Origin of the sequence: Pseudotabrizicola algicola, from assembly GCF_010915705.1 — a bacterium.
Lineage (GTDB): Bacteria > Pseudomonadota > Alphaproteobacteria > Rhodobacterales > Rhodobacteraceae > Pseudotabrizicola > Pseudotabrizicola algicola.
This window is the reverse complement of the sequence record NZ_JAAIKE010000002.1, coordinates 256,838-278,222: the sequence shown is the minus strand read 5'-3', so window position 1 is coordinate 278,222 and position 21,385 is coordinate 256,838. Positions and strand designations below refer to the sequence as shown.

General features: G+C 65.6%; 22 protein-coding genes and 1 pseudogene. 17 read left to right on the top strand and 6 right to left on the bottom strand.

The window, feature by feature from the left end:
- Positions 1–74 precede the first annotated feature (74 nt).
- The 5 genes from G3572_RS07925 (at position 75) to G3572_RS07905 (ending at position 5,247) form a co-directional block, all read left to right on the top strand.
- Positions 75–698, top strand: coding sequence for a queuosine precursor transporter (locus G3572_RS07925; protein WP_164610540.1), 624 nt, complete (start codon positions 75–77; stop codon positions 696–698).
- A gap of 402 nt (positions 699–1,100) precedes the next feature.
- Positions 1,101–1,526, top strand: a complete 426-nt coding sequence (gene arfB / locus G3572_RS07920; protein ID WP_164610538.1) for an alternative ribosome rescue aminoacyl-tRNA hydrolase ArfB — start codon at positions 1,101–1,103, stop codon at positions 1,524–1,526.
- Positions 1,519–2,772 (top strand): aspartate aminotransferase family protein, encoded by a 1,254-nt coding sequence (locus tag G3572_RS07915; protein ID WP_164610536.1) that lies wholly within the window; start codon positions 1,519–1,521, stop codon positions 2,770–2,772. The genes arfB and G3572_RS07915 overlap by 8 nt, the downstream gene beginning before the upstream one ends.
- Positions 2,769–3,683, top strand: a complete 915-nt coding sequence (locus G3572_RS07910) for a phosphotransferase enzyme family protein (RefSeq protein WP_164610534.1) — start codon at positions 2,769–2,771, stop codon at positions 3,681–3,683. Before G3572_RS07915 ends, G3572_RS07910 begins: the two co-directional genes overlap by 4 nt.
- A gap of 85 nt (positions 3,684–3,768) precedes the next feature.
- Positions 3,769–5,247 (top strand): inorganic phosphate transporter, encoded by a 1,479-nt coding sequence (locus G3572_RS07905; protein ID WP_164610532.1) that lies wholly within the window; start codon positions 3,769–3,771, stop codon positions 5,245–5,247.
- A gap of 12 nt (positions 5,248–5,259) precedes the next feature.
- Here G3572_RS07905 and pncB read toward each other — a convergent pair whose 3' ends face one another.
- Both pncB and pncA read right to left on the bottom strand, forming a co-directional pair.
- Positions 5,260–6,552, bottom strand: coding sequence for a nicotinate phosphoribosyltransferase (pncB, locus tag G3572_RS07900; protein WP_164610530.1), 1,293 nt, complete (start codon positions 6,550–6,552; stop codon positions 5,260–5,262).
- A gap of 74 nt (positions 6,553–6,626) precedes the next feature.
- A complete protein-coding gene (pncA, locus tag G3572_RS07895; RefSeq protein WP_164610529.1) occupies positions 6,627–7,235 on the bottom strand; it encodes a bifunctional nicotinamidase/pyrazinamidase in 609 nt (202 codons plus the stop codon).
- Between the two features lie 111 nt (positions 7,236–7,346).
- On the opposite strand from pncA, the gene trhO reads away from it, so the two are divergent.
- From trhO to G3572_RS07880, 3 genes are all read left to right on the top strand, one after another.
- Positions 7,347–8,249 carry an oxygen-dependent tRNA uridine(34) hydroxylase TrhO gene (gene trhO / locus G3572_RS07890; RefSeq protein ID WP_164611294.1) on the top strand — a complete coding sequence of 301 codons (903 nt, stop codon included), beginning with the start codon at positions 7,347–7,349 and terminating at the stop codon, positions 8,247–8,249.
- Between the two features lie 280 nt (positions 8,250–8,529).
- A complete protein-coding gene (locus G3572_RS07885) occupies positions 8,530–8,700 on the top strand; it encodes a hypothetical protein (protein ID WP_164610527.1) in 171 nt (56 codons plus the stop codon).
- Between the two features lie 70 nt (positions 8,701–8,770).
- Positions 8,771–9,397, top strand: coding sequence for a TetR/AcrR family transcriptional regulator (locus G3572_RS07880; RefSeq protein ID WP_164610525.1), 627 nt, complete (start codon positions 8,771–8,773; stop codon positions 9,395–9,397).
- Here the strand turns inward: G3572_RS07880 and G3572_RS07875 are convergent.
- The 4 genes from G3572_RS07875 to G3572_RS07860 all read right to left on the bottom strand — a co-directional run bounded on the left by G3572_RS07875 (position 9,394) and on the right by G3572_RS07860 (position 13,332).
- Complete coding sequence (locus tag G3572_RS07875; RefSeq protein WP_164611292.1) at positions 9,394–10,632, bottom strand: bifunctional folylpolyglutamate synthase/dihydrofolate synthase; 1,239 nt, start codon at positions 10,630–10,632, stop codon at positions 9,394–9,396. The genes G3572_RS07880 and G3572_RS07875 overlap by 4 nt on opposite strands.
- Before the next feature lie 35 nt (positions 10,633–10,667).
- Complete coding sequence (accD, locus tag G3572_RS07870) at positions 10,668–11,585, bottom strand: acetyl-CoA carboxylase, carboxyltransferase subunit beta (protein WP_164610523.1); 918 nt, start codon at positions 11,583–11,585, stop codon at positions 10,668–10,670.
- Positions 11,586–11,737: 152 nt separating this feature from the next.
- Positions 11,738–12,604 carry a peptidoglycan DD-metalloendopeptidase family protein gene (locus G3572_RS07865; RefSeq protein WP_164610521.1) on the bottom strand — a complete coding sequence of 289 codons (867 nt, stop codon included), beginning with the start codon at positions 12,602–12,604 and terminating at the stop codon, positions 11,738–11,740.
- An 8-nt stretch (positions 12,605–12,612) separates the two neighbouring features.
- Positions 12,613–13,332 (bottom strand): acetyltransferase domain-containing protein, encoded by a 720-nt coding sequence (locus G3572_RS07860; protein WP_164610519.1) that lies wholly within the window; start codon positions 13,330–13,332, stop codon positions 12,613–12,615.
- A 223-nt stretch (positions 13,333–13,555) separates the two neighbouring features.
- On the opposite strand from G3572_RS07860, the gene ilvD reads away from it, so the two are divergent.
- The 9 genes and pseudogenes from ilvD to G3572_RS07815 all read left to right on the top strand — a co-directional run bounded on the left by ilvD (position 13,556) and on the right by G3572_RS07815 (position 21,285).
- Positions 13,556–15,292, top strand: a complete 1,737-nt coding sequence (gene ilvD / locus G3572_RS07855) for a dihydroxy-acid dehydratase (protein WP_435530964.1) — start codon at positions 13,556–13,558, stop codon at positions 15,290–15,292.
- Entirely contained in the window at positions 15,273–15,845 is a 573-nt protein-coding gene (locus G3572_RS07850) for a hypothetical protein (protein ID WP_164610514.1), read from the top strand. Before ilvD ends, G3572_RS07850 begins: the two co-directional genes overlap by 20 nt.
- Before the next feature lie 129 nt (positions 15,846–15,974).
- Positions 15,975–16,748 carry a DUF6478 family protein gene (locus G3572_RS07845; protein ID WP_205518642.1) on the top strand — a complete coding sequence of 258 codons (774 nt, stop codon included), beginning with the start codon at positions 15,975–15,977 and terminating at the stop codon, positions 16,746–16,748.
- A gap of 23 nt (positions 16,749–16,771) precedes the next feature.
- Positions 16,772–17,146 carry a hypothetical protein gene (locus tag G3572_RS07840; RefSeq protein ID WP_164610512.1) on the top strand — a complete coding sequence of 125 codons (375 nt, stop codon included), beginning with the start codon at positions 16,772–16,774 and terminating at the stop codon, positions 17,144–17,146.
- Between the two features lie 243 nt (positions 17,147–17,389).
- Complete coding sequence (locus tag G3572_RS07835) at positions 17,390–18,325, top strand: AEC family transporter (protein WP_164610510.1); 936 nt, start codon at positions 17,390–17,392, stop codon at positions 18,323–18,325.
- Positions 18,322–19,152 carry an S-formylglutathione hydrolase gene (gene fghA, locus G3572_RS07830; protein WP_164610508.1) on the top strand — a complete coding sequence of 277 codons (831 nt, stop codon included), beginning with the start codon at positions 18,322–18,324 and terminating at the stop codon, positions 19,150–19,152. Before G3572_RS07835 ends, fghA begins: the two co-directional genes overlap by 4 nt.
- A gap of 81 nt (positions 19,153–19,233) precedes the next feature.
- Positions 19,234–19,766 (top strand): annotated as a pseudogene (locus G3572_RS07825) (YaiI/YqxD family protein).
- The gene (locus G3572_RS07820) at positions 19,763–20,389 is read left to right on the top strand and encodes an HAD family hydrolase (protein WP_164610503.1); all 627 of its coding nucleotides are present in this window, start codon (positions 19,763–19,765) and stop codon (positions 20,387–20,389) included. Before G3572_RS07825 ends, G3572_RS07820 begins: the two are co-directional and overlap by 4 nt.
- On the top strand, positions 20,386–21,285 hold the full coding sequence (locus tag G3572_RS07815; RefSeq protein ID WP_164610501.1) for an ornithine cyclodeaminase family protein: 900 nt from the start codon (positions 20,386–20,388) through the stop codon (positions 21,283–21,285). The genes G3572_RS07820 and G3572_RS07815 overlap by 4 nt, the downstream gene beginning before the upstream one ends.
- The last annotated feature ends 100 nt before the right edge of the window (positions 21,286–21,385 follow it).

Sequence of the window (21,385 nt, the reverse complement as noted above, 5' to 3'; positions counted from 1 at the left end):
CGCTGCATTAGGGCGGCGCGTCCCCATCGCAACGGGGGGCAAGTCTCCGCGACCTTGCATAAAAAACGGATCACATGATGCAAAAACTTCTGCCCGGCATTCTTGCCATGGCCGCGACTGTCGTGGCCTCAAATATCCTGGTGCAGTTTCTGTTCGGCCAATGGCTGACATGGGGCGCCTTTACCTATCCCATCGCCTTTCTGGTGACCGACCTGACCAACCGGCTTTATGGCGCGCAGGCCGCGCGGCGGGTTGTTTTCACGGGCTTTGCCGTGGGGGTGGCCTGTTCGCTGATCGGCTCGCAGATCATGGGCGAGTTCGGCCCGCTGGTGACATGGCGGATCGCCATCGGGTCGGGGGTGGCCTTCCTGACGGCGCAACTCTTGGATGTGGCCGTGTTCGACCGCTTTCGCGCCGGGGCATGGTGGCGCGCGCCCTTGGTGTCGACACTGATCGGGTCATCCGTCGATACGGCGCTATTCTTCACCATCGCGTTTTCCGGCGCGCTGTCGGGGCTGGAACCGGGCAATGACGTGGCCTGGGCCAACGAGGTTTTGCCGCTTCTGGGGCTCGGTCCGGCAGCGCCTTTGTGGGTGTCTCTGGCGGTGGCGGATTGGGGTGTAAAGCTTTTGCTCGCTTTGGTGGCACTTTTGCCATTCCGGTTAATTGTCGGAAAATTGAGCGCACGGATTGCGTAAAAGGATTTGACAGCCACCAAATCTGTGTCAGGCTACCCCTATCGGCAACCATTTGAAAGGAGGTGATCCAGTGTCTAGAGTGATATTGGAGAGACGTGTCGGGACAGTCATGGGGGGTGTTTTCTAGGGGCAACCCCTTAGTGAACGAACCCGTGATTGGGACAGGTTACCTAACTGGCCCATCTCCTTGAACTCGGAAAGGATCGCCGCAAACCGGCGATCCTTTCTCTTTTGTGGCCCCCTGCCGGACCGGCGGTTTACAGATAGCGCGCGCGATGCGCGCATTCTTTTTGTCTCGTTGGCGCCTGCGCGCCGCCTCGGGTTTGCGCTCCGCGCGGGGATATTTGAGGACGGAAAAGCGGCAGGGCTTTCGTCAGGGCGGGCCTTTGCTATGGTGTGGGCATGTTGAGGATTTCAGACACGGTGTCGCTGGCCGAATGGGAGCTGACGGAAAGCTTTACCCGCTCGCAAGGGCCGGGCGGGCAGAATGTGAACAAGGTGGAGACGGCGGTGGAGTTGCGCTTTGAGGCGGAGCGGTCGCCGCATCTGCCTGCCCCCGTCAAGGCGCGGCTGAAGAAGCTGGCCGGGCGGCGCTGGACGCTGGACGGGGCCATCGTGATCCGGGCCGAGGAGACGCGGAGCCAGACTCGCAACCGCGAGCTGGCGCGGGAGCGGCTGGTGGAGATGGTGCGCGCGGCGCTGGTGGCGCCCAAGCGGCGGGTCGCGACCAAGCCCACCTATGGCAGCACCTTGCGGCGGCTGAAGGCCAAGTCGGTGCGCGGCGAGGTCAAGGCCGGACGGGGCCGTGTGGAGGGCGAGGATGACTGAGAGCCTCGAGGCAAGGCGCGCGCGGCTGATGGGGCCGAATGTGCCGACCTTCTACCGCAGGCCGGTGCATATCGTGCGCGGGCAGGGGGTATGGTTGTGGGACAAGGCGGGCAAGCGCTATGTCGATTGCTATAACAACGTCGCCCATGTGGGGCATTGCCATCCGCGTGTGGTGGAGGCGATTGCGCGGCAGGCGGCGGTGCTGAACACCCACACGCGCTATCATCATGATCTGGTGCTAGATTACATCGAGCGGCTGGTGGCGACGCTGGGGCATGATGTGCGGCAGGCGATCATGGTGTGCACCGGATCGGAAGCAAATGATCTGGCCCTGCGCATGGCACAGGCGGTGACGGGCAAGACGGGGATCATTGCGACGGATGCGACCTATCACGGCAATACGGCGGCGGTGAGCCAGCTTTCCACGCGGCGGCCACCGATCGGAGGGCGCGCGCCGCATGTGCGTCTGGTGCCGTCGCCCGAGACGCTGGCGCCTTTGGGCGGCAGTGCCGAGGCGCAGCCTGCCGCCTTTGCCGCGCATGTGGCGGCGGCGATTGCCGATCTGGAGGCGGCGGGCTTTGGCTTTTCCGGGCTGATGCTGTGCCCGGTGTTTGCCAATGAGGGGTTGCCTGCGATTGCGCCGGGGTTTCTGGACCTTGCGGTAGAGGTGGTGCGCCGCGCGGGCGGGCTTATCCTCTGCGACGAGGTGCAGCCGGGCTTTGGCCGGGTGGGCAGCCATTTCTGGGGGCATGACTGGCTGGGCTTTGCGCCCGATGTGGTGACCATCGGCAAGCCGATGGCGAATGGCCATCCGGTCGCGGCCTGTCTGGCGCGGCCCGAGGTCATGGCCGCATTTCGCGAGGCCTTTGGCTATTTCAACACTTTTGGCGGCAATCCGGTGTCGGCGGCGGCCTGTCTGGCAACGCTGGACGTGATCGAGGACGAGGGGTTGCAGGCGCGGGGGGCGGCGACCTCGGCCAATCTGCTGGAGCGGTTGGGTGCGCTGCGGCACGGGCGGATTGAGAATGTGCGGGGCGTTGGCATGTTCTTTGGCGTGGAGTTCGGGGGTGACGGGGCGGGCGATTTCGCCGCCGATCTGGTGGAGGACATGGTGGCGCGCGGGTTCTTGCTGAACCGGATCGGTCGGGGCGGTGCGACGCTGAAGATCCGTCCGCCGATGGTGTTCGGGCAGGCTGAGGCAGATCTGTTGGCCGATGCGCTGCAGGCGGCGCTGGACGCGGCATGAGCGAGGCCGAGATCGCAGCGGGCCTATGGGGCGGCAGGATCGTGCGGGCGCTGCGCCTGCGCGAGAACGAGGTTTACGAGCTTGCCCTGCCCGGGGGACGGCGCGGCGCGCTGCGCCTGCATCGGCGCGGGTATCAGTCGGCGGCGGCGATCCGATCTGAGTTGTGGTGGTGCGCGGCATTGGCCGACGCAGGTTTGCCGGTGCCTGCGGCTGTGGCGCTGGCAGAGGGCGAGCCGCTGGCGGTGCTGCCCTCGGGCCGTCTTGCCTCGGTGGTGGACTGGGTGGAGGGCGCGCCTTTGGGAGAGGCCGGTGTGCCTCTACAAGGTCCGGTGGCGGCGCAGGCGGCGCAGCTTTTCGCCTTGGGGCGTTTGCTGGCGCAGGTTCACGCTGTGACAGATGCTCTGGCCTTGCCCGGCTGGTTCGAGCGTCCGCGCTGGGATCATGACGGGCTGGTGGGCGAGGCCCCTTTCTGGGGGCGGTTCTGGGAGCATCCGGCGTTGGGGCCTGTGGAGGCCGGTCTGTTGGCCGAGGCACGGCTTTGGCTCGCCGGACGGCTGGCGCGGCATCAGGGGGCGACGGGGTTGATCCATGCCGATGTGCTGCGCGAGAATATTCTTGTGAACGGGAGTTCACTTTCACTGATTGACTTTGATGATTCCGGTTTTGGCTACCGGCTGTATGATCTGGGCACCGTTCTTTCGCAGAACCTCTACGAGCCGGGATATGCCGAGTTGCGGGCGGCGCTGTGTGAAGGCTACGGGCTGTCCGATCCGGCCGAGGTGGATGCCTTCACACTCGCGCGGACCCTGGCTTCGGTCGGCTGGGCGGCGCCCCGGCTGCCGCCGGATGATCCGGTGCATGCACGGCATATCGCGCGTGCGGTGATGTTCGCCAATGCCTGCATGGCTTGAGGGGAATCGGTTGTCAGCATGATTGTGAACGGATAGTCAGCGCGCAGGTAACACGGGCGTAACACCCAGATCACAGGCGCATGACATGACAGACAGGCCGAGCCCGCCACAGAACCAGTGGAAGACACTGGACAAGGATCTGGGGCGCATCGTTCAGTTGGAGCAGGCGCTGATCTTTGTCAGTCGCCCGATGATCGCGATCAGCCTCGGGGTGCTGTTCATCCTTGTCTGCGCGATTGCGGCCATCGTGCTTTCGGGTGGATCATCCGCGACCGTCATTCTGGTGACGGCGGCGGCTTTCGGGGCCTACATGGCGCTGAATATTGGCGCGAATGACGTTGCCAACAACATGGGGCCGGCGGTCGGCGCGAATGCGCTGAGCATGGGCGGCGCGCTGGTCATCGCTGCCGTGTTCGAAACGGCGGGGGCGCTGATTGCGGGCGGCGATGTGGTGTCGACCATTTCCGGCGGCATTGTCTCGCCCGAGGCCGTCGCGGACCCTGATACCTTTGTCTGGGCGATGATGGCGGCGCTCTTGGCGGCGGCGCTGTGGCTGAACCTCGCAACCTGGGTGGGTGCGCCGGTGTCGACCACCCATTCCATCGTGGGCGGGGTGATGGGCGCGGGCATCACTGCGGCAGGGTTCGGCGCGGTGAACTGGCCGACGATGGGCCAGATCGCGGCCAGCTGGGTGATCTCGCCCGTGCTGGGGGGGCTTATCGCTGCGCTGTTTCTGGCCTTCATCAAGGCTTACATCAACGATGTGCCTGACAAGATCACGGCGGCGCGGCGCTGGGTTCCAGTGCTGATCGGCGTGATGGCGGGGGCGTTTTCGGCCTATCTTGCGGTCAAGGGCTTGCGCCGTGTGATCGAGATTTCGCTGACGGGCGGTCTTGCGCTTGGGCTTGTCATCGGCGTTGCGGTGACGCTGGCGGCGCGGCCTTTGGTCCGGCGGCAGTCCGAGGGGCTGGAGAACCGCAAAAAATCACTCAAGAAGCTGTTTGCGCTGCCTCTGGTCGTGTCGGCGGCGCTGCTTTCCTTCGCGCATGGGGCCAATGATGTGGCCAATGCGGTCGGGCCTTTGGCGGCGATTGCCCATGCGGTGCAGGAAGGGGCGACCGGATCACGGGTCACCATTCCGCTATGGGTGATGATCATCGGCGCGGCGGGCATTTCCTTTGGCCTGGTTCTGTTCGGGCCCAAGCTCATTCGCATGGTGGGCGGCGAGATTACCAAGCTGAACCCGATGCGCGCCTATTGCGTGGCGCTGTCGGCAGCGATCACGGTGATCGTGGCCAGCGCCTTGGGCCTTCCGGTGAGTTCGACGCATATCGCGGTGGGTGCGGTGTTCGGCGTGGGCTTCTACCGCGAATGGGATGCCGAGCGCAAAGCGCGGCGGCTGGGGATCGAAAAGGGCAAGCCCGTGGATCCGGCAGAGCGGGGCCGCCGCAAGCTGGTGCGGCGGGCGCATTTCCTGACGATTGGTGCGGCTTGGGTCATTACGGTGCCGATGGCGGCGATGCTGTCTGCGCTGATCTTCCTTGCGCTGCGCGCAATGTCCTGAGCGCGCCCCGCGTCAGACTACCACATCCATCGCGGCCTGCTCGCCCACGTGGAACACCCGCTTGTAGCGTGCAATCTCGTCGGCCGGACCCATCGCCTTGTTCGGATTGTCCGACAGCTTGACGGTGGGGCGGCCATTGGCGGAAATCGCCTTGCAGACAAGGCTGAACGGAGCCAGCCCGTCATTGGGAGCAAGGCCGCGAAAATCGTTGGTCAGCATGGTGCCCCAGCCGAAAGATACCTTGACCCGCCCCGCGAACTGGGCGTGCAATTCGGCGATCTTGGCCACATCCAGCCCGTCGGAGAAGATCACCAGCTTGTCCTGCGGGTCCTCGCCGCGCGCCTTCCACCAGCGGATGGCGGTTTCCGCCCCCGTCGCCGGATCGCCGGAGTCGATGCGGATGCCCGTCCACTTGGCGAGCCATTCGGGCGCGCGGGCCAGAAAACCTTCGGTGCCATAGGTGTCGGGCAGGATGATGCGCAGGTTGCCGTCATGTTCCTCGTGCCAGTCGGCGAGCACCTGATAGGGCGCCTGCGCCAGTTCGGCATCGGAATTGGCAAGGGCGGAATAGACCATCGGCAGTTCGTGGGCGTTGGTGCCGATTGCCTCGACCTCGCGCCGCATGGCAATCAGGCAGTTCGAGGTGCCGATAAACTTGCCCTCCATCCCCTCGATCAGGGCCTGCACCGCCCAGTCCTGCCAGAGGAAGGAATGGCGACGGCGGGTGCCGAAATCGGCCAGCTTGAGCCCGTCGATCTGGCGCAGCGTTTCGATCTTTTCCCAGAGCTTCGTCATGGCGCGGGCGTAAAGCACCTGCAGTTCAAACCGCCCCATCGCCCGCAGCACCGCGCGCGAGCGCAGTTCCATCAGAACGGCCAGCGCGGGGATTTCCCACATCATCACCTCGGGCCATTTGCCCTCGAAGGTCAGTTCATACTGTCCGTCGTGCTTTTCCAGATGATAGGGGGGCAGCTGCAGCCCTTCGAACCATTCCATGAAATCGGGGCGGAACATCTGGCGCTTGCCGTAAAAGGTATTGCCGCGCAGGAACGTGCTTTCACCGCGCGACAGGCGCAGGGTGCGGATATGGTCGAGTTGTTCGCGCAGTTCCCCTTCGTCGATCAGATCGGCAAGCCGGATGCTTTTGGTGCGGTTGATCAGGCTGAAGGTCACGGTGGTGTCGGGCCGGTTGCGAAACACCGACTGGCACATCAAGAGCTTGTAGAAATCGGTATCGATCAGCGAGCGGACAATCGTGTCTACCTTCCACTTGTGATTGTAGACACGGGTTGCGATGTCGACCATCTTTTCGGCTCCTGAACGGCGTTTTGGCCGTTAAATCAACTGCAGGGGCCGCTGTCCAGTTGCGCTGACGCTTTTCAATCCCGCAGCGTGATGCCCGCGTCGGTCATCCGGGCGCGCATGGTGGCAAGGCTGCCCTCCAGATCGATCGCGCGGCACAGGTCCATCCGCACCTCGACAGCGTAACCCAGCCGTGCCGCATCAAGGGCGGAATAGGCGACGCAATAATCGGTCGCCAGCCCGCTCAGCACCAGTTGCCGGATGCCGCGGTCCTGCAGATAGCCATGCAGGCCGGTCGGCGTGCGGTGGTCATTCTCGAAAAACGCCGAATAGCTGTCGATGGCGGGGCGAAAGCCCTTGCGCAAGACCAGATCGGCACGGGCGGTGTCCAGCGCCGGGTGAAAGGCCGCCCCCGTGCTGCCGATCACGCAATGGGTGGGCCAGAGCACCTGCGGGCCATAGGGCATCTCTGTCAGGCTGAACGGGGCCGCGCCGGGATGGTTCTGGGCAAAAGAGGCATGGTTGGCCGGATGCCAGTCCTGCGTCAGGATGACGGCCCCGAACTCGGCCATCAAGGCATTTATGCCCGGCACGATCATGTCACCCCCGGCCACCGCCAAGGCACCGCCGGGGCAGAAGTCGTTCTGAACATCGATCACGATCAGGGCTTCATGTGCCGGGCGCATCGGGGCCTCCGCTTTGTTGCTCCCCTAGTCCTAGGGATTGCCCGCGCGCTGTCAATCACATCGGACACTCCGCCGCTTGATCCGGAGGCGCGCTTGTCTTATGCCGCGCCCATGCTGACCATTGCCGCGCTCTATCATTTCACCCGCTTTCCCGATCCCGCCGCCCTGCGCGGGCCGCTGGCAGAGGTCTGCGCGGCGCAAGGGGTGCGCGGCTCGCTTTTGCTCGCGCAAGAGGGGATCAACGGCACCATTGCTGGCAAGCGCGAAGGGATCGATGCGGTGCTTGCCCATATTCGCGCGTTGCCTGGCTGCGCCGATCTGGAATGGAAGGAAAGCTCGGCCCAGACCATGCCCTTTGGCCGCATGAAGGTGCGCCTCAAGCGCGAGATCGTCACGATGGGCGTGCCGGACGTGGACCCCAAGGCAAGGGTCGGCCATTATGTGACGCCCGCCGAATGGAATGATCTGATCCGGCAACCCAGTGTCGCGGTGATCGACACGCGCAATGATTACGAGGTCGCCATCGGCACCTTTGCGGGGGCGGTCGATCCGGCAACCCGCAGTTTCCGCGATTTTCCGAAGTGGTGGCAGGAAAACCGCGACCGCTTTCACAACAAGCGGATCGCGATGTTCTGCACGGGCGGCATCCGCTGCGAGAAATCGACCAATTACCTGATTTCCCAAGGGGTGGAGGATGTGTTCCACCTCAAGGGCGGCATCCTGAAATATCTTGAAGACGTGCCGGAAGAGCAGAGCCTGTGGCAGGGCGAATGCTATGTCTTTGATGGCCGCGTGTCGGTCGGGCATGGGCTGGTGCCCGGCGCGAATGAAAGCTGCGGTGCCTGCCGCCGCCCTGTCACGCCCGAGGGACGACAGCATCCGGCCTATGAAAAAGGCGTGTGCTGCGCCGCATGTGTCGAGGAATACAGCCCCGCCGACCGTGCCCGCTTCCGCGAGCGCCAGCGGCAGATGGACCTTGCCGCAGCCCGCGGGGAAAGCCATCTGGGCGGCTGATTTACACCTTTTCCAAATCCTCCGGGGGTGAGGGGGAAAAGCCCCCTGCGCGGCCGCCCTGCGCGTCCTGTCATGCCGTCTTTCCATCTTTGCCGCGTGCCCTCTGCCGCTGATCTGCTGGCAGGTGGAAAAGGTCGTTTGCCGTGCGTGTGCGGGGCAATCTCCGAGCGACATCAAGGCCGGATTAGATACTAAACTGTTCAGTATATTTTTAGATTGATTTAGTGAACCAAGCGGTTCATATATTCTGAACCGATCAGTTCAGAATCAGGAGATTTCGATGCGTGTGCTTGTCCTTGCCATTGCTGTGGCGCTTACCGCTGTTCCGGCGATGGCCGGCGGGTTTTCGGTGAATCTGCCCCATCTGGTCTGGCCGCAGGGTGACCAGACCAGCACGTCGACCAAGGGCTGTGAGGACGCACCGGGGACCGTCAGCGCGCCTTGCAAATAAGACACGCGGGCCAGCGCACCGCTTGCCCCTCTTCGGGTTCCTGACCTATGGTCGGTGAAACGGGGGGACCATGACAACAGCCGCAGAGCAGGTGGTGCGCCGGGGGCGCAAGTTCGATCAGGTGCTGGAAGGCGCTCGCACGATCTTTTTGCGTGACGGGTTCGACGGGGCCTCGGTTGACGATATCGCGCGCGAGGCCGGCGTCAGCAAGGCGACGCTTTATGCCTATTTCCCTGACAAGCAGTTGCTTTTCAAGGAAATCTGCGCGCAGGAATGTCTGCGCCAGACGCAGGAGGCCGAGGCCGAGATTGATCCGTCGATGACGGTCGAGGCGATGCTGACCCTTGCCGGGGAGCGGATCGCGGGGTTCCTTCTGTCAGACTTCGGGCAGAACGCCTGTCGGCTGATCATCGGCGAGGGCGCGCGCTTTCCCGAACTTGCGCGCGATTTTTACCGCAACGGGCCGGGGCTGGTGCATGACCGGCTGGTGCATCACCTGCATCTTCTGGTGCAGGCGGGGGCGTTGCAGATTGACGATCTCGATCTGGCGGCAGAGCAGTTCATCCATCTGTGCAAGGCAGCGCTGATGGAGAAACTGGTGTTCCGCATGGATCATCAGGTCACGGCCGAGAGTGTCCGGCGGTCGGTGCGCGGCGCGGTCGAGATGTTCATGGCCCGCTACGGCGCGCGCGCCTAGCCGTTTTCGCGCAAGATTGCTCCGGCAAGGTAGAGCGAGCCGCAGATCAGCACCCGCGCTGCGGGATCGCTGACCGAAATCGCGGCCAGCGCATCGGCCACAGAGCCTGCCGCCTCGGCAGGCAGACCCACCGAGAGGGCGGCATCGCGCGTGGTTTCGGCGGGCAGGGTGTTCTTTTCACCGGGGATGGAGACGGCGTAAAGCCGTGCCGCATGGGCCGCCAAGGGGCGCATGTAGCCGGTGACATCCTTGGTGTTGAGCATGCCGCAGATCAGATAGGTGGGCCGCTTATGCATGCGCGACAGCGTGGCGGCAATCGCCTCGCCCCCTGCAGGGTTGTGGCCCCCGTCGAGCCAGAGTTCCACCTGCGGGGCCATGTCCACCAGCGGGCCCTGGCGCAGGCGCTGCATGCGGGCGGGCCAGAAGGCGCGGGTGACGGCGGCCTCGCAGGCGGCCTCGTCGCGGCCAAGCGCGCGCAGGGCGGCGATGGCTGCGCCTGCGTTCTGGATCTGGTGCGGGCCGGGCAGGTTGGGCAGCGGCAAGTCCAAGAGGCCGGACTCGTCCTGAAAGATCAGCCGGCCCCGGTCTTCCGCCACATGCCAGTGCTGGCCGTAGGCAAGGACGGGCGCGCCCATGCGGGCGGCCTTCGCCTCGATCACGGCCAGCCCTTCGGGCGCTTGCGGGCCGACGACCACCGGAATGCCGCGCTTTATGATTCCCGCTTTCTCGCCCGCGATCTCGGGCAGGGTTTCGCCCAGAAACTGCTGATGGTCGAGGCTGACGGGGGTGATGATGGTGATGGCGGGGGAGTCGACCACGTTGGTTGCGTCGAGACGCCCGCCCAGACCCACCTCGAGCAGCGTGAAATCGGCGGGCGTACGGGCAAAGGCCAGCAGCGCGGCGGCAGTCGTGATTTCGAAAAAGGTGATGGAGTCCGGGCCGTTGGCCTGCACACATTCATCCAGAAGCGCGGTCAGCGCGGGTTCGCTGATCAACTCGCCCGCAAGGCGGATGCGTTCGTGAAAGCGTGCCAGATGCGGCGAAGTATAGGCGTGGACGGTCGCGCCCGAAGCCTCGAGCCCCGCGCGGATCATCGCCTGGGTGCTGCCCTTGCCGTTGGTGCCCGCGATATGGACGACCGGAGGCAGCCTGCGCTCGGGGTTGCCCAAGGCGGCGAGCAGGCGGTGCATGCGGTCGAGGGTGAGGTCGATGACCTTGGGGTGCAAGGTCATCATCCGTTCGAGGATGGCGTCGGAACCTGTGGTCAAGATCAGCCTGCGGGCGGTGTGGCGGGGGCCGCTGCCGGCGCGGGGGCGGGCAAATCGCCTTTGATTGCAGGGGTTTGACCCATCAGCATCCGGAGGATCGTGATCAGTTCGTCCCGCAATTCCTTGCGATGCGTGACGCGGTCGAGCATCCCGTGATCCAGCAGGTATTCGGCGCGCTGGAAGCCTTCGGGCAGCTTTTCGCGGATGGTCTGCTCGATCACGCGCGGTCCGGCAAAGCAGATCAGCGCATTCGGTTCGGAGATCTGCACGTCGCCCAGCATGGCGTAAGAGGCGGTAACCCCCCCTGTCGTGGGGTGTGTCAGCACCACGATATAGGGCAGCCGCGCCTCTTTAAGCATTTGAACTGCAACGGTTGTTCGCGGCATCTGCATGAGCGACAGGATGCCTTCCTGCATGCGGGCGCCGCCGGCGGCGGAGAAGAGGATGAGGGGGCGTTTGAGCTTTACCGCGCGTTCGGCCGCCGCAAGGATGGCGTTGCCGACATACATGCCCATCGAGCCTGCCATGAAGCTGAAGTCTTGCGCCACGGCCACCACCGGCGTGCGGCCCATCTCGCCTTCGGCGACCAGCATCGCCTCTTTCTCGCCCGTCGTTTTCTGGGCGGCCTTCAGACGGTCGGGATACTTCTTCTGGTCCTTGAAGTGGAGCGGGTCCACGACGGGTTCGGGCACCTTCACTTCGGTAAAAATACCCGTGTCAAACAAGGACTTGAACCGATCCCGCGGGCTGATCGCCATGTGATGGTCGCAATTCGAGCAGACGTTCAGGTTCTCGGCCAGTTCCCGGTGGAACAGCATGGTGCCGCATTCGCTGCACTTCGTCCAAAGGTTTTCCGGCACTTCCCGACGCGAGAAGAGCGAGTTGATTTTCGGGCGGACGTAGTTCGAAATCCAGTTCATGCGGGCGGGCCTTTCGGGTGCCGGTCTTTGCTTTCAGATAGAGGCACGGGGCGCGAAATGCAATCGGGCGCGGCGTCGGCTTTGTGTCTGGCGCGCGTCTGGCTTGCGTATGGCAAAGGTCATGACGTTGGTGCGGCAGGCCAAAGCGCCTGTCACGGCAGGGTGAAGGCGCTTTCGGGCAGGCGCAGGATCAGGTTGGGGTCGGGGCAGATGGCCTGCCAGACATCCCACAGGCTGCTGTGGCCGACGCCATAGAAGTTGCCGCCGGTCTGGCCCAGCATGTCGGTCATGATCTGGAAATGCAGATGCGGGGCCCAGCCGCCATTTTCGGGCCAGTCGCCAAGGTCGGCGATGTGCTGGCCCGCCGCCACCTCGGCCCCCGGTTGCAAGAGGTGGGGCAGCGTGGCGCCAAGGTGGCCGTAGAGGGTGAAGAAGGGCGCCTCGGGGCCTTCATGTTGCAAGATCAGAGTATGGCCATAGTCGAGCGGGTCTGCGTTGTAGGTCAGGTGCAGCACGCGCCCCGCCAGCGGTGCATGAACCGGAGTGCCTGCGGGGGCAAAGACATCTATTCCCAGATGGCGGGTGCGGCGTTCGGGGCTGAGCGCATCGGCGAATTGCGCGGTGCGGTAGACGGACCGATCCTCGCCATAGGTGCCGATGCCGTAGGGGATGCCCTTGGCGGCGAACCATGCGTCGAAGGCGCGGTCGGAAAACGGCGGCATGTCGGGGTGTTCGCCATTGGTCAGCAGGGCGAGGGTGGGGCTGGTGGCGACATCGGGGCGGAACAGCGGGGCGAAGTCTTGCCCGCGCAGATGGGCGATCAGGGCGGGGGCGGCGGCGACGGGGGGCAGGCCCTGACCCGCGCGCAAAATGGCGCAGAGCAGGCCGGGATCGCCCGCACGCAGACGGGCGGCCACGGCGGGCGGGCTTGCCGCGATCAGCGCCGGCAATTCCGCGGGCGCAACGCCGCTGGCGCGCAGGGCGGCGTAAAGGTCGGGCTGGTCGGGGATCTGGGTCATGGCGGGCCTTAGAGGTAGCGGGTGAAGAGATAAAGCGCGCCGAACAGCACGGGCTGGTGCACGAGATAGACGGCAAGGCTGTGCCGACCGGGCCAAAGCAGCGCATGGCCAAGGCGGCCCGGTTGCCAGCGGCGCAGCACGCTCCACCCGTCGGCGCGGGTCATGAGTTTGGCGGTGGCCAGCCCTAGCAGCACGGGGCAAAGCCAGGGCAGCAGGGGTTCGTAATCCATCATCGGCGGGATTTCGGTGGAGAGGCCGAGCCAGATCCAATAGGGCGCGTTGAACATCTCGAACCGCGCCAGATGCGGCGCGGTGAACACGAGGGCGGCCACGGCCAGCGTGAGCAGGACCGGCGCGCGCAGGAAGGCCAGACCGATCAGGCTGCCCGCCGCAATGGCATGCAGGATGCCCCAGCGGATGAACTGGAAGCCCATGCCGAAATAGGTGACGGTGGTCACAAGCGCCGCCGCCGCCACCAGCACGGCAAAGCGTCGCCAGAAGGCAGGCCAGCGGATGCGCTGCCCGTGGGCGAGCCACAGGGAGACTCCGGCAAGGAACAGGAAGCTGGCGGCAATGCTGCGCGCGATCAGCGGCCACGGTCCCTGAAAGACGAAGCCGGGGGGCAGGTGGCCAAAGAGCATCAGGTCGAAGGTGAAGTGATAGCCCGCCATCGCCAGAAGGGCGAGGGTGCGGGCGAGGTCGATGGCGTGGATGCGCTGCGGTGTCATGGCGCTGCACAGTAGCCAAGCCTGCGGCAGAGGAAAGCCCCTTGCGCGTCCGGGCTTGTGACGGGGCGGGGCATTGCGCCGTGGGCCGCGCGGAAGGTGGGCGAACCGCGCCCTATGGATGGCATGGCACGGCGAATCCCTTGCGGGGCGCTGCTTTCGCCGCTTGCCCCCGGTGGTTTCGCCGATTATCCCATTGCCAGCCAGATTTTGCGGGAGGATGCCCATGTCCACGAACCAGCGTTTCGACAAATCGAAACTTCCAAGCCGTCATGTGACCGAAGGCCCGGCGCGCGCGCCGCACCGGTCGTATTTCTATGCCATGGGGATCACCGAGGAAGAAATCCACCAGCCTTGGGTGGGCGTGGCGACCTGCTGGAACGAGGCGGCACCCTGCAACATCGCGCTGAACCGTCAGGCGCAGATCGTCAAGCATGGCGTCAAGAAGGGCGGCGGCACCCCGCGCGAGTTCACCACCATCACCGTCACCGACGGGATCGCGATGGGGCATGAGGGGATGCGGTCGTCGCTCGCCAGCCGCGATGCGATTGCCGACACGGTGGAACTGACGATGCGCGGCCATTGCTATGACGCGCTGGTGGGGCTTGCCGGCTGCGACAAGAGCTTGCCGGGGATGATGATGGCGATGATCCGCCTGAACGTGCCGAGCGTGTTCATCTATGGCGGGTCGATCCTGCCGGGCCGGTATCAGGGCAAGGACATCACCGTGCAGGATATGTTCGAGGCGGTGGGCAAGCATCAGGCGGGCAACCTTTCCGATGCCGAGCTCGAGATCATGGAGCGGGTGGCCTGCCCGTCGAGCGGGGCCTGCGGCGCGCAGTATACGGCGAACACGATGGCCTGCGTGTCGGAAGCCATCGGTCTGGCGCTGCTCAATTCCTCTAGCGCGCCTGCGCCTTATGAAAGCCGCGACCAGTATGGCGAGGCTTCGGGCGTGGCGGTGATGAACCTGATCGAGAAGAACATCCGCGCGCGCGATATCGTGACGCGGAAATCGCTGGAGAACGCGGCGCGGGTCGTGGGCTGCACCGGCGGGTCGACCAATGCGGCGCTGCACCTGCCCGCGATGGCGCATGAGGCGGGGATCGACTTTGACCTGTTCGACGTGGCGGCCTGCATGAAGGACACGCCCTATTTCGTCGACCTGCGTCCGGGCGGCAAATATGTGGCCAAGGACCTGCACGAGGTGGGCGGCGTGGCCGTGGTGATGAAGGAACTGGCCAAGGAAGGTCTGCTGCACCTCGACTGCATGACCGCCTCGGGCAAGACGCTGGGCGAGTCGCTGGACGAGATCCGCGGCGAGGCGGATGGCAGGGTGATCTATCACATTGGCTCGCCCATCACCAAGACGGGCGGCGTGGTCGCGCTGCGCGGCAACCTTGCGCCGGACGGGGCCATCGTGAAGGTGGCGGGCATGAGCGAGGCCGAGCAGGTGTTCAGCGGCCCCGCGCGGGTGTTCGAATGCGAGGAAGACGCGTTCGAGGCGGTGAAGAAGCGCGAATACAAGGAAGGCGAGGTCATCGTCATCCGCAATGAAGGCCCCGCCGGTGGGCCGGGGATGCGCGAGATGCTGTCGACCACCGCCGCCCTGTCGGGGCAGGGCATGGGCAAGAAGGTGGCGCTGATCACCGATGGCCGCTTCAGCGGTGCGACGCGCGGGTTCTGCGTGGGGCATGTGGGACCGGAGGCCGCGCATGGCGGGCCGATCGCGCTGCTGCAGAACGGCGACATCATCACGCTGAACGCGCTGACCGGCGAATTGTCGGTGAACGTGTCGGACGAGGAGATGGCCAAGCGCAAGGCCGAATGGAAAGGCCCGCGCAAGACGCAATATACCTCGGGCGCGGTGCACAAGTTCGCCAAGCTGGTGGGCGGCGCGCGCTGGGGGGCGGTGACGCATCCGGGGGGCAAGGCGGAGAGCCATGTCTATATGGACCAGTAAGCACCGACTGCTGGCGATGATGCTGACGGGGCTGGCCTTGGGCCAGCCCCTGATCGCCTTTGGCGAGACCTTGCCCAAGACCGTGGTCTTGCGCGGGCAGGAGATTACGGTGCAGGGGCCTGCGGGCTATTGCCCCGACCCAGCCACGCTGCGGCAGGCGGACGGCGCGGCGAGCCTTTTGCTGGGGCGCTGCACCGATCAGGCCGAGGCACCGCCCGCGCTGATCTTTGTGACCTTCGGGCGGGGCGGCAGTGCGGCGGCGATGGCGGCGGGCGGGGCCGAGATGGCGGCCTTTTTCGCCTCGGAGGCGGGGCGCAAATCGCTGAGCCGCCGCGGGCGGGCGGCGGATGTGACGGTGACCTCGGCGCGCAGCGTGGGCGATCTGTTCCTGTTCCGGGTCGCGGACCGGGGCGAGGGCGTTTACTGGCGCGGGATGACGGCGCTGGGCGGGCGCACGGTGAGCATCAAGGTCTCGGGGCCCGAACTGGACGAGGCGGCAAGCCGGAAACTGGTGGAAGATACGGTCAAAGCGCTGCGCCGTGCCAACCGATGAGGCCGCGCGCGTGCCATTCGCTTGTAAAGTGTGTGGAACCTTAAGTTTTTTCCGGCAATAAAGGGAATCGTTTCCGCGCCGTAAACAATCGGAGCGGGATTCACCGCGGGGCGAGTGTCGGAAAAGCATATGGCAGGCAGGTTGGACGCGTTTCTGGATCGGGTGTTGCATCGGCGGGTGCAGCGGCGCTGGGGGGCGTTGGCCGAGCGGGCGGCGACGCTGGACCTTGACACGCTGAGCGGATTGCGGGGGCGGGCGCGGTCGATCCGCCGGCAACTCGACCGCGTGATCCACGAGGCCGAGCACCGGCTGGCGCTGCCGGTGATCGGCTCGAACGCGATGCGGCGGCCTTTGGGCACCGACTGGTCTTGGCGGCCCATGCTCTGGCGCGGGCCTATTCCGGTGCCGGGGGCGTCCTCGCTGCCGGGGCGGGCGCTGGTCTGCGAGGGGGCGACGGTGTTTCATGACTGCCGCCACAGCGAATTGACGGTGCGCCAGATCCGCAACACGCGCCAGTCCGACCTTGCGCCCTTTGGCTTTCGCATGGATGTGTTCCGCTTTGACGGGTCTTTCCTGAGCCTTGTGCTGGACCTGCCGCCGGAGGCGGCGGCGGGGCTGAAGCTGCGGCACCTGATCCGGCTGGATGTGATCGTGGAGATGGAAAAGCCGCTGGAAATCTTTGCGCGGCTGAACATCAAGCATGGCCCGAATGTGGAGCAGATCGTGCGCGAATTGCCTCTGGGGGACGAGGAGGTGATGGTGGAATTCGATCTGGCCTATACCAAGGTCAATGAAAAGCGGGTGGAGCGCCTTTGGGTGGACCTGATTTTCGAGGGGCCGGAGATGAACCAGATCATCCTGCGGGATGTGACCTTCGGGCGTCGGCCCCGCGCCGAGTTGTAGGCGCGCGGAACTGTGAGGAAGAGATGATCGAGAAGCGGCTGACCAAGACGCGCATCCGGGCCGGGGTCTGGGAAGGGGTGCTGAACGCCGGAGAGGCGCGGCCGGAGCTTGTGGTGCTGCATCTGGAGCGTCCCTTGTCCGGCGTGACGGTGGAGCCGGTGCCAGACCGGCCCGGGGTCTGGGCGGTGCGGGTGCCGATCCCGGCCGAGGTGCTGTCGGACGGGGTGCAGACCTTTCTGATCCGCGAGGCGGGCAGCGACCAGACGCTGGCGCATTTCACCATCATCACCGGCGTGGCGATGGAGGATGACATGCGCGCCGAGGTGGACCTTTTGCGGCAGGAGCTGGACATGCTGAAGCGGGCGTTCCGGCGGCATTGTCTGGAGACGATGGGCTGACCTGACGCGGGGTGATCTTGCGGAGCGGGCGTGCCGCCCGCGCGCGATCTGTCGGGGCGCGGCTTGCGCCGCGGACCCTCCGCGCGGGGCTTCGCCCCGGTTGTTTGTGAAGAGGGGGGCGAAGCCCCCCGCCGCGCAGGGGCGCGACTCCCCCCAGGATATTTGCGCGACGGAAAATGGGCAGCGGGTTGCGGTGTCCGGCGCTTTCTGAAACCCTGCGGGGCAAAGCGCGAAAGTGAGCCGATGCTGCCGATCCTTCTGAAGACCCTGCCGTTTTTTGCGCTGATCGGGCTGGGCTATCTGGCAGGGCGCACGCGGTTTTTCGGGGCGGAGGCGACCGCGGCGCTGACGAAGTTCGTGTTCTATTTCGCGCTGTCGGCCATGCTGTTCGGCTTTGCCGCCAATCTGTCCCTCGGCGAGATTTTGAACTGGACCTTTGTCTTTGCCTATCTGTCGGCCTCGGTCGTGGTCTATCTGCTGGCGACCGTGGTGGCGCTGTGGCGGGGCGTGTCGGTGGAGGAGGCGGCAGTCGAGGCGCAATGTGCGGTGATCGGCAATGTCGGCTTTCTGGGGGTGCCGATGCTGGTCCTGCTGCTGGGGGCGGCGGCGGCGGGGCCGGTCCTGCTGGTGCTGGCGGTCGATCTGATCGTGTTCTCCTCGGTCATCACGCTGGTGATCACCGCGCGGCGCGAGGGGCGCATGAGCCTTGGCATCTTTCGGGTGCTGGGCCTCGGGCTGCTCAGGAACCCGATGATCGTGTCGATCGTGCTGGGGCTGGCCTGGGGCGCGACGGGATGGGCGCTGCCCGTGCCGGTGAACGAGTTCATGACCACGCTGGGGGCGGCGGCGACGCCGGGGGCGCTGTTTGCGATCGGGGCGTCGCTGGCGGGGCGCAGTGCCGAACGGGTGCAGGTGGCGGTCTGGCTCGCGGCGGCCAAGCTGGTGCTGCATCCGGCGGCGGTGGCGGTGGCGGCTCTGGTGATTTTCCCGGTGGAACGCTATGCGGCGGGGGTGATGATCGCCGCCGCCGCCCTGCCGGTGGCGGGCAATGTGTATATTCTGGCGGCGCATTTCGGTGTGGCGCCGCAACGGGTTTCGACGGCGATCCTTCTGTCCACGGCGGCAAGCGTGCTGACGGTGACGGCGGTGATTGCCCTGGTGAATGGAGGAAACGGATGAAGACGGTATCGGAAAACAGGGCCTTTGGCGGGGTTCAGGGCGTTTATGCGCATGCATCGGCCGCGACCGGCGGCGAGATGACCTTTGGCCTGTTCCTGCCCGAAGGGGCCGAGGATGGGCCGGTGCCGCTGGTCTGGTTCCTGTCGGGGCTGACCTGCACGCATGAGAATGCGATGGTGAAGTCGAACGCGCAGCGCTGGGCCGCCGAGGCGGGGGTGGGTGTGGTGTTTCCCGACACCTCGCCGCGCGGGCAAGGGGTGGCGGATGATGCCGCTTATGATCTGGGGCAGGGGGCGGGGTTCTATGTGAATGCCACGCAGGCGCCCTGGGCGCCGCATTTCCGCATGTGGGATTATGTGACCGAGGAATTGCCGCGTCTTTTGTTCAGCGCCTTTCCGCTGGCCGAGGAGGCGCAGGCGATCACCGGGCATTCGATGGGGGGGCATGGGGCCCTGACCATCGCGATGAGCTTTCCGGGGCGGTTCAAGTCGGTGTCGGCCTTTGCGCCGATCTGCCATCCGACGGCGGGTGACTGGGGGCGCAAGCAGTTTGCGGCCTATCTGGGGCGGGATGAGTCGGCCTGGGCGGCGCATGACTCGACGCTGCTGATGAGGAAGCGCGGCTTTGACGGGCCGATGCTGATCGATCAGGGCACCTCGGACCAGTTCCTCGATCATCTGAAGCCCGAGGCCCTGGCCGAGGCGATGGCGGCGCGGCGGCAGGGGGGGACGCTGCGGATGCAGAAGGGCTATGACCACAGCTATTTCTTTGTGTCGACCTTCATGGAAGACCATATCGGCTTTCACGCCAAGGCGCTTTATGGGTGAGCGGGGGCTCCGCGCTTCCTTGCGGGCGCTTGTCGCGCGGAGCGCCGGGACGGACGCGACACGGCTGCGGGGGGAGGGTGCATGACGCGGGTGTTCATCGATGCCGATGCCTGCCCTGTGAAGGCCGAGGCCGAGCGTGTGGCCACGCGGCACGGGGTGAAGATGCTTCTGGTCTCGAACGGGGGCATCCGGCCTTCGGCCAATCCGCTGGTGGAGAGCGTGTTTGTGGCGAGCGGCCCCGACGAGGCCGACAAGTGGATCGCCGAGGCCTGCGGGCCGGGGGATGTGGTTGTGACGGGCGATATTCCCTTGGCGGCAAAATGCGTGGCAGCGGGGGCGCGGGTCATCAAGCACAATGGCGAGGAGTTGGGCGCGGCCAATATCGGCATGGCGCTGGCGACGCGCGATCTGATGCAGGACCTGCGCAGCGCCGATCCGTTCCGGCAGGGGGGCGGGCGGCCGTTTTCCAAGGCGGACCGCTCGCGGTTTCTGGATGTGATGGACAGGGTGGTGCGGGCGGCGAAGGCGCAGGCCGGGGGTTGAGGAATGCTGGGGGGTTGAACTTGCGCGGGGCTGCGCGTTTCATCGCGGCAGGCAACAGGGGGACGGGATGACGCGACCGGAAGCGGTGGTTTTTGACATCGGGAATGTGCTGCTGCACTGGAACCCGGAGGGGTTTTATGACCGGAGGCTGGGCGAGGCGCGGCGGCGGCAGTTGTTTGCCGAGACGGGCATCGAGGCGATGAATGCCGCCGTAGATGCGGGCGCGCCGTTTCGGGCCACGGTCGAGGCGCATGCGGCGGCGCATCCGGTCTGGGCCGAGGATATCCTGTGCTGGTATCACAACTGGATCGAGATGGCCGCGCCGCGCATTGACGGGTCGGTGGCGCTGCTGCGGGCGCTGCGGGCCAAGGGGGTGCCGGTGCTGGCGCTGACCAATTTCGGCATCGACACCTTTGCCCATGCGCTGACGCATTACGAATTTCTGCACGAGTTTGACCGCGCTTTCGTCTCGGGCCACATGGGCGTGATCAAGCCCGATCCCGAGATTTACCGCCAGCTTGAGGCGGAAACCGGAATTGCGCCGGACCGGCTGCTGTTTGCCGATGACCGCGCCGAGAATATCGAGGCGGCGGCGGTGCGCGGCTGGCGGGTGCATCTGTTCACGGATTGGCAGGGGTGGGCGGCGCGGCTGGTGGCCGAGGGATTGCTGACCGAAAAGGAGGCGGGGCTATGACAGTGCAGATCATCGGGCCGGAGGCAGAGGCGCGGCTGACATGGGCGGGGTTGACCGCTGCCCTTGAGGCGGGGCACCGGCGGCCACGGGCCGAAATCCGCGACATGGTTCTGTATCGGGGCGATGATACGCTGCTGAACCGTGCGGCGTGGATCGATGGCTTGGGCCAGCTGGTGAAGGTGGCGACCGTGTTTCCGGGCAACGCCGCGCGGCAGGCGCCCACGATCAATGGCGCGGTGACGCTGTATGATGACAAGACGGGGGTTCTGACCGCGCTGGTCGATTTTCATCTGGTGACGAAGTGGAAAACCGCCGGAGACAGCCTGCTGTCGGCCAAGCGGCTGGCGCGCAAGGATGCGCGGCGCATTTTGCTGGTGGGGGCGGGGAATGTGGCGCGCTCGATGGTCAGCGCCTATTCCAGCGCCTTTGCAGAGCCCGAGTTCACCGTATGGAGCCGCAATCGGGCCACGGCCGAGGCGATGGGCCTGCCGGTGGCCGAGGATCTGGAGGCGGCGGTGCGCGCGGCCGACATCATCTGCACGGCGACGATGGCGCGCGAGCCGCTGATCCGCGGCGCATGGTTGCAGCCGGGGCAGCACCTTGACCTGATCGGGGCCTATACCCCCGCCATGCGCGAGGTGGATGACGAGGCGATGGCGCGGGCGCGCGTGTTTGTGGACAGCCGCGCCACCACCCTGGGCCATATCGGCGAGCTGATCGAGCCGATCGGCAGCGGCGCCATATCCGAGGCGGATGTGATCGCCGATTTCTATGATGATCCGGCCTCCTACAGCCGCAGGTCTGACAGCGAGATCACCATTGCCAAGAACGGCGGCGGCGCGCATCTGGACCTGATGACCGCCGATTACATCGCCCGTGCGGGGAACCCGTCCTAGGACCTTGCGTTTGTTTCACCACGGAACACGCCCCATCACAGGATCGGCAAAAGCCCGCAATCTGGACGGGGAACGGATGCAAGAGTGAAAAGGGACGATT

Excerpts from the sequence above, each read along its gene's own strand:
- G3572_RS07925 (WP_164610540.1), top strand. The coding sequence starts at position 75 with ATGATGCAAAAACTTCTGCCCGGCATTCTTGCCATGGCCGCGACTGTC.
- arfB (WP_164610538.1), top strand. The coding sequence starts at position 1,101 with ATGTTGAGGATTTCAGACACGGTGTCGCTGGCCGAATGGGAGCTGACG.
- G3572_RS07915 (WP_164610536.1), top strand. The coding sequence starts at position 1,519 with ATGACTGAGAGCCTCGAGGCAAGGCGCGCGCGGCTGATGGGGCCGAAT.
- G3572_RS07910 (WP_164610534.1), top strand. The coding sequence starts at position 2,769 with ATGAGCGAGGCCGAGATCGCAGCGGGCCTATGGGGCGGCAGGATCGTG.
- G3572_RS07905 (WP_164610532.1), top strand. The coding sequence starts at position 3,769 with ATGACAGACAGGCCGAGCCCGCCACAGAACCAGTGGAAGACACTGGAC.
- pncB (WP_164610530.1), bottom strand. The coding sequence starts at position 6,552 with ATGGTCGACATCGCAACCCGTGTCTACAATCACAAGTGGAAGGTAGAC.
- pncA (WP_164610529.1), bottom strand. The coding sequence starts at position 7,235 with ATGCGCCCGGCACATGAAGCCCTGATCGTGATCGATGTTCAGAACGAC.
- trhO (WP_164611294.1), top strand. The coding sequence starts at position 7,347 with ATGCTGACCATTGCCGCGCTCTATCATTTCACCCGCTTTCCCGATCCC.
- G3572_RS07885 (WP_164610527.1), top strand. The coding sequence starts at position 8,530 with ATGCGTGTGCTTGTCCTTGCCATTGCTGTGGCGCTTACCGCTGTTCCG.
- G3572_RS07880 (WP_164610525.1), top strand. The coding sequence starts at position 8,771 with ATGACAACAGCCGCAGAGCAGGTGGTGCGCCGGGGGCGCAAGTTCGAT.
- G3572_RS07875 (WP_164611292.1), bottom strand. The coding sequence starts at position 10,632 with ATGATGACCTTGCACCCCAAGGTCATCGACCTCACCCTCGACCGCATG.
- accD (WP_164610523.1), bottom strand. The coding sequence starts at position 11,585 with ATGAACTGGATTTCGAACTACGTCCGCCCGAAAATCAACTCGCTCTTC.
- G3572_RS07865 (WP_164610521.1), bottom strand. The coding sequence starts at position 12,604 with ATGACCCAGATCCCCGACCAGCCCGACCTTTACGCCGCCCTGCGCGCC.
- G3572_RS07860 (WP_164610519.1), bottom strand. The coding sequence starts at position 13,332 with ATGACACCGCAGCGCATCCACGCCATCGACCTCGCCCGCACCCTCGCC.
- ilvD (WP_435530964.1), top strand. The coding sequence starts at position 13,556 with ATGTCCACGAACCAGCGTTTCGACAAATCGAAACTTCCAAGCCGTCAT.
- G3572_RS07850 (WP_164610514.1), top strand. The coding sequence starts at position 15,273 with ATGTCTATATGGACCAGTAAGCACCGACTGCTGGCGATGATGCTGACG.
- G3572_RS07845 (WP_205518642.1), top strand. The coding sequence starts at position 15,975 with ATGGCAGGCAGGTTGGACGCGTTTCTGGATCGGGTGTTGCATCGGCGG.
- G3572_RS07840 (WP_164610512.1), top strand. The coding sequence starts at position 16,772 with ATGATCGAGAAGCGGCTGACCAAGACGCGCATCCGGGCCGGGGTCTGG.
- G3572_RS07835 (WP_164610510.1), top strand. The coding sequence starts at position 17,390 with ATGCTGCCGATCCTTCTGAAGACCCTGCCGTTTTTTGCGCTGATCGGG.
- fghA (WP_164610508.1), top strand. The coding sequence starts at position 18,322 with ATGAAGACGGTATCGGAAAACAGGGCCTTTGGCGGGGTTCAGGGCGTT.
- G3572_RS07820 (WP_164610503.1), top strand. The coding sequence starts at position 19,763 with ATGACGCGACCGGAAGCGGTGGTTTTTGACATCGGGAATGTGCTGCTG.
- G3572_RS07815 (WP_164610501.1), top strand. The coding sequence starts at position 20,386 with ATGACAGTGCAGATCATCGGGCCGGAGGCAGAGGCGCGGCTGACATGG.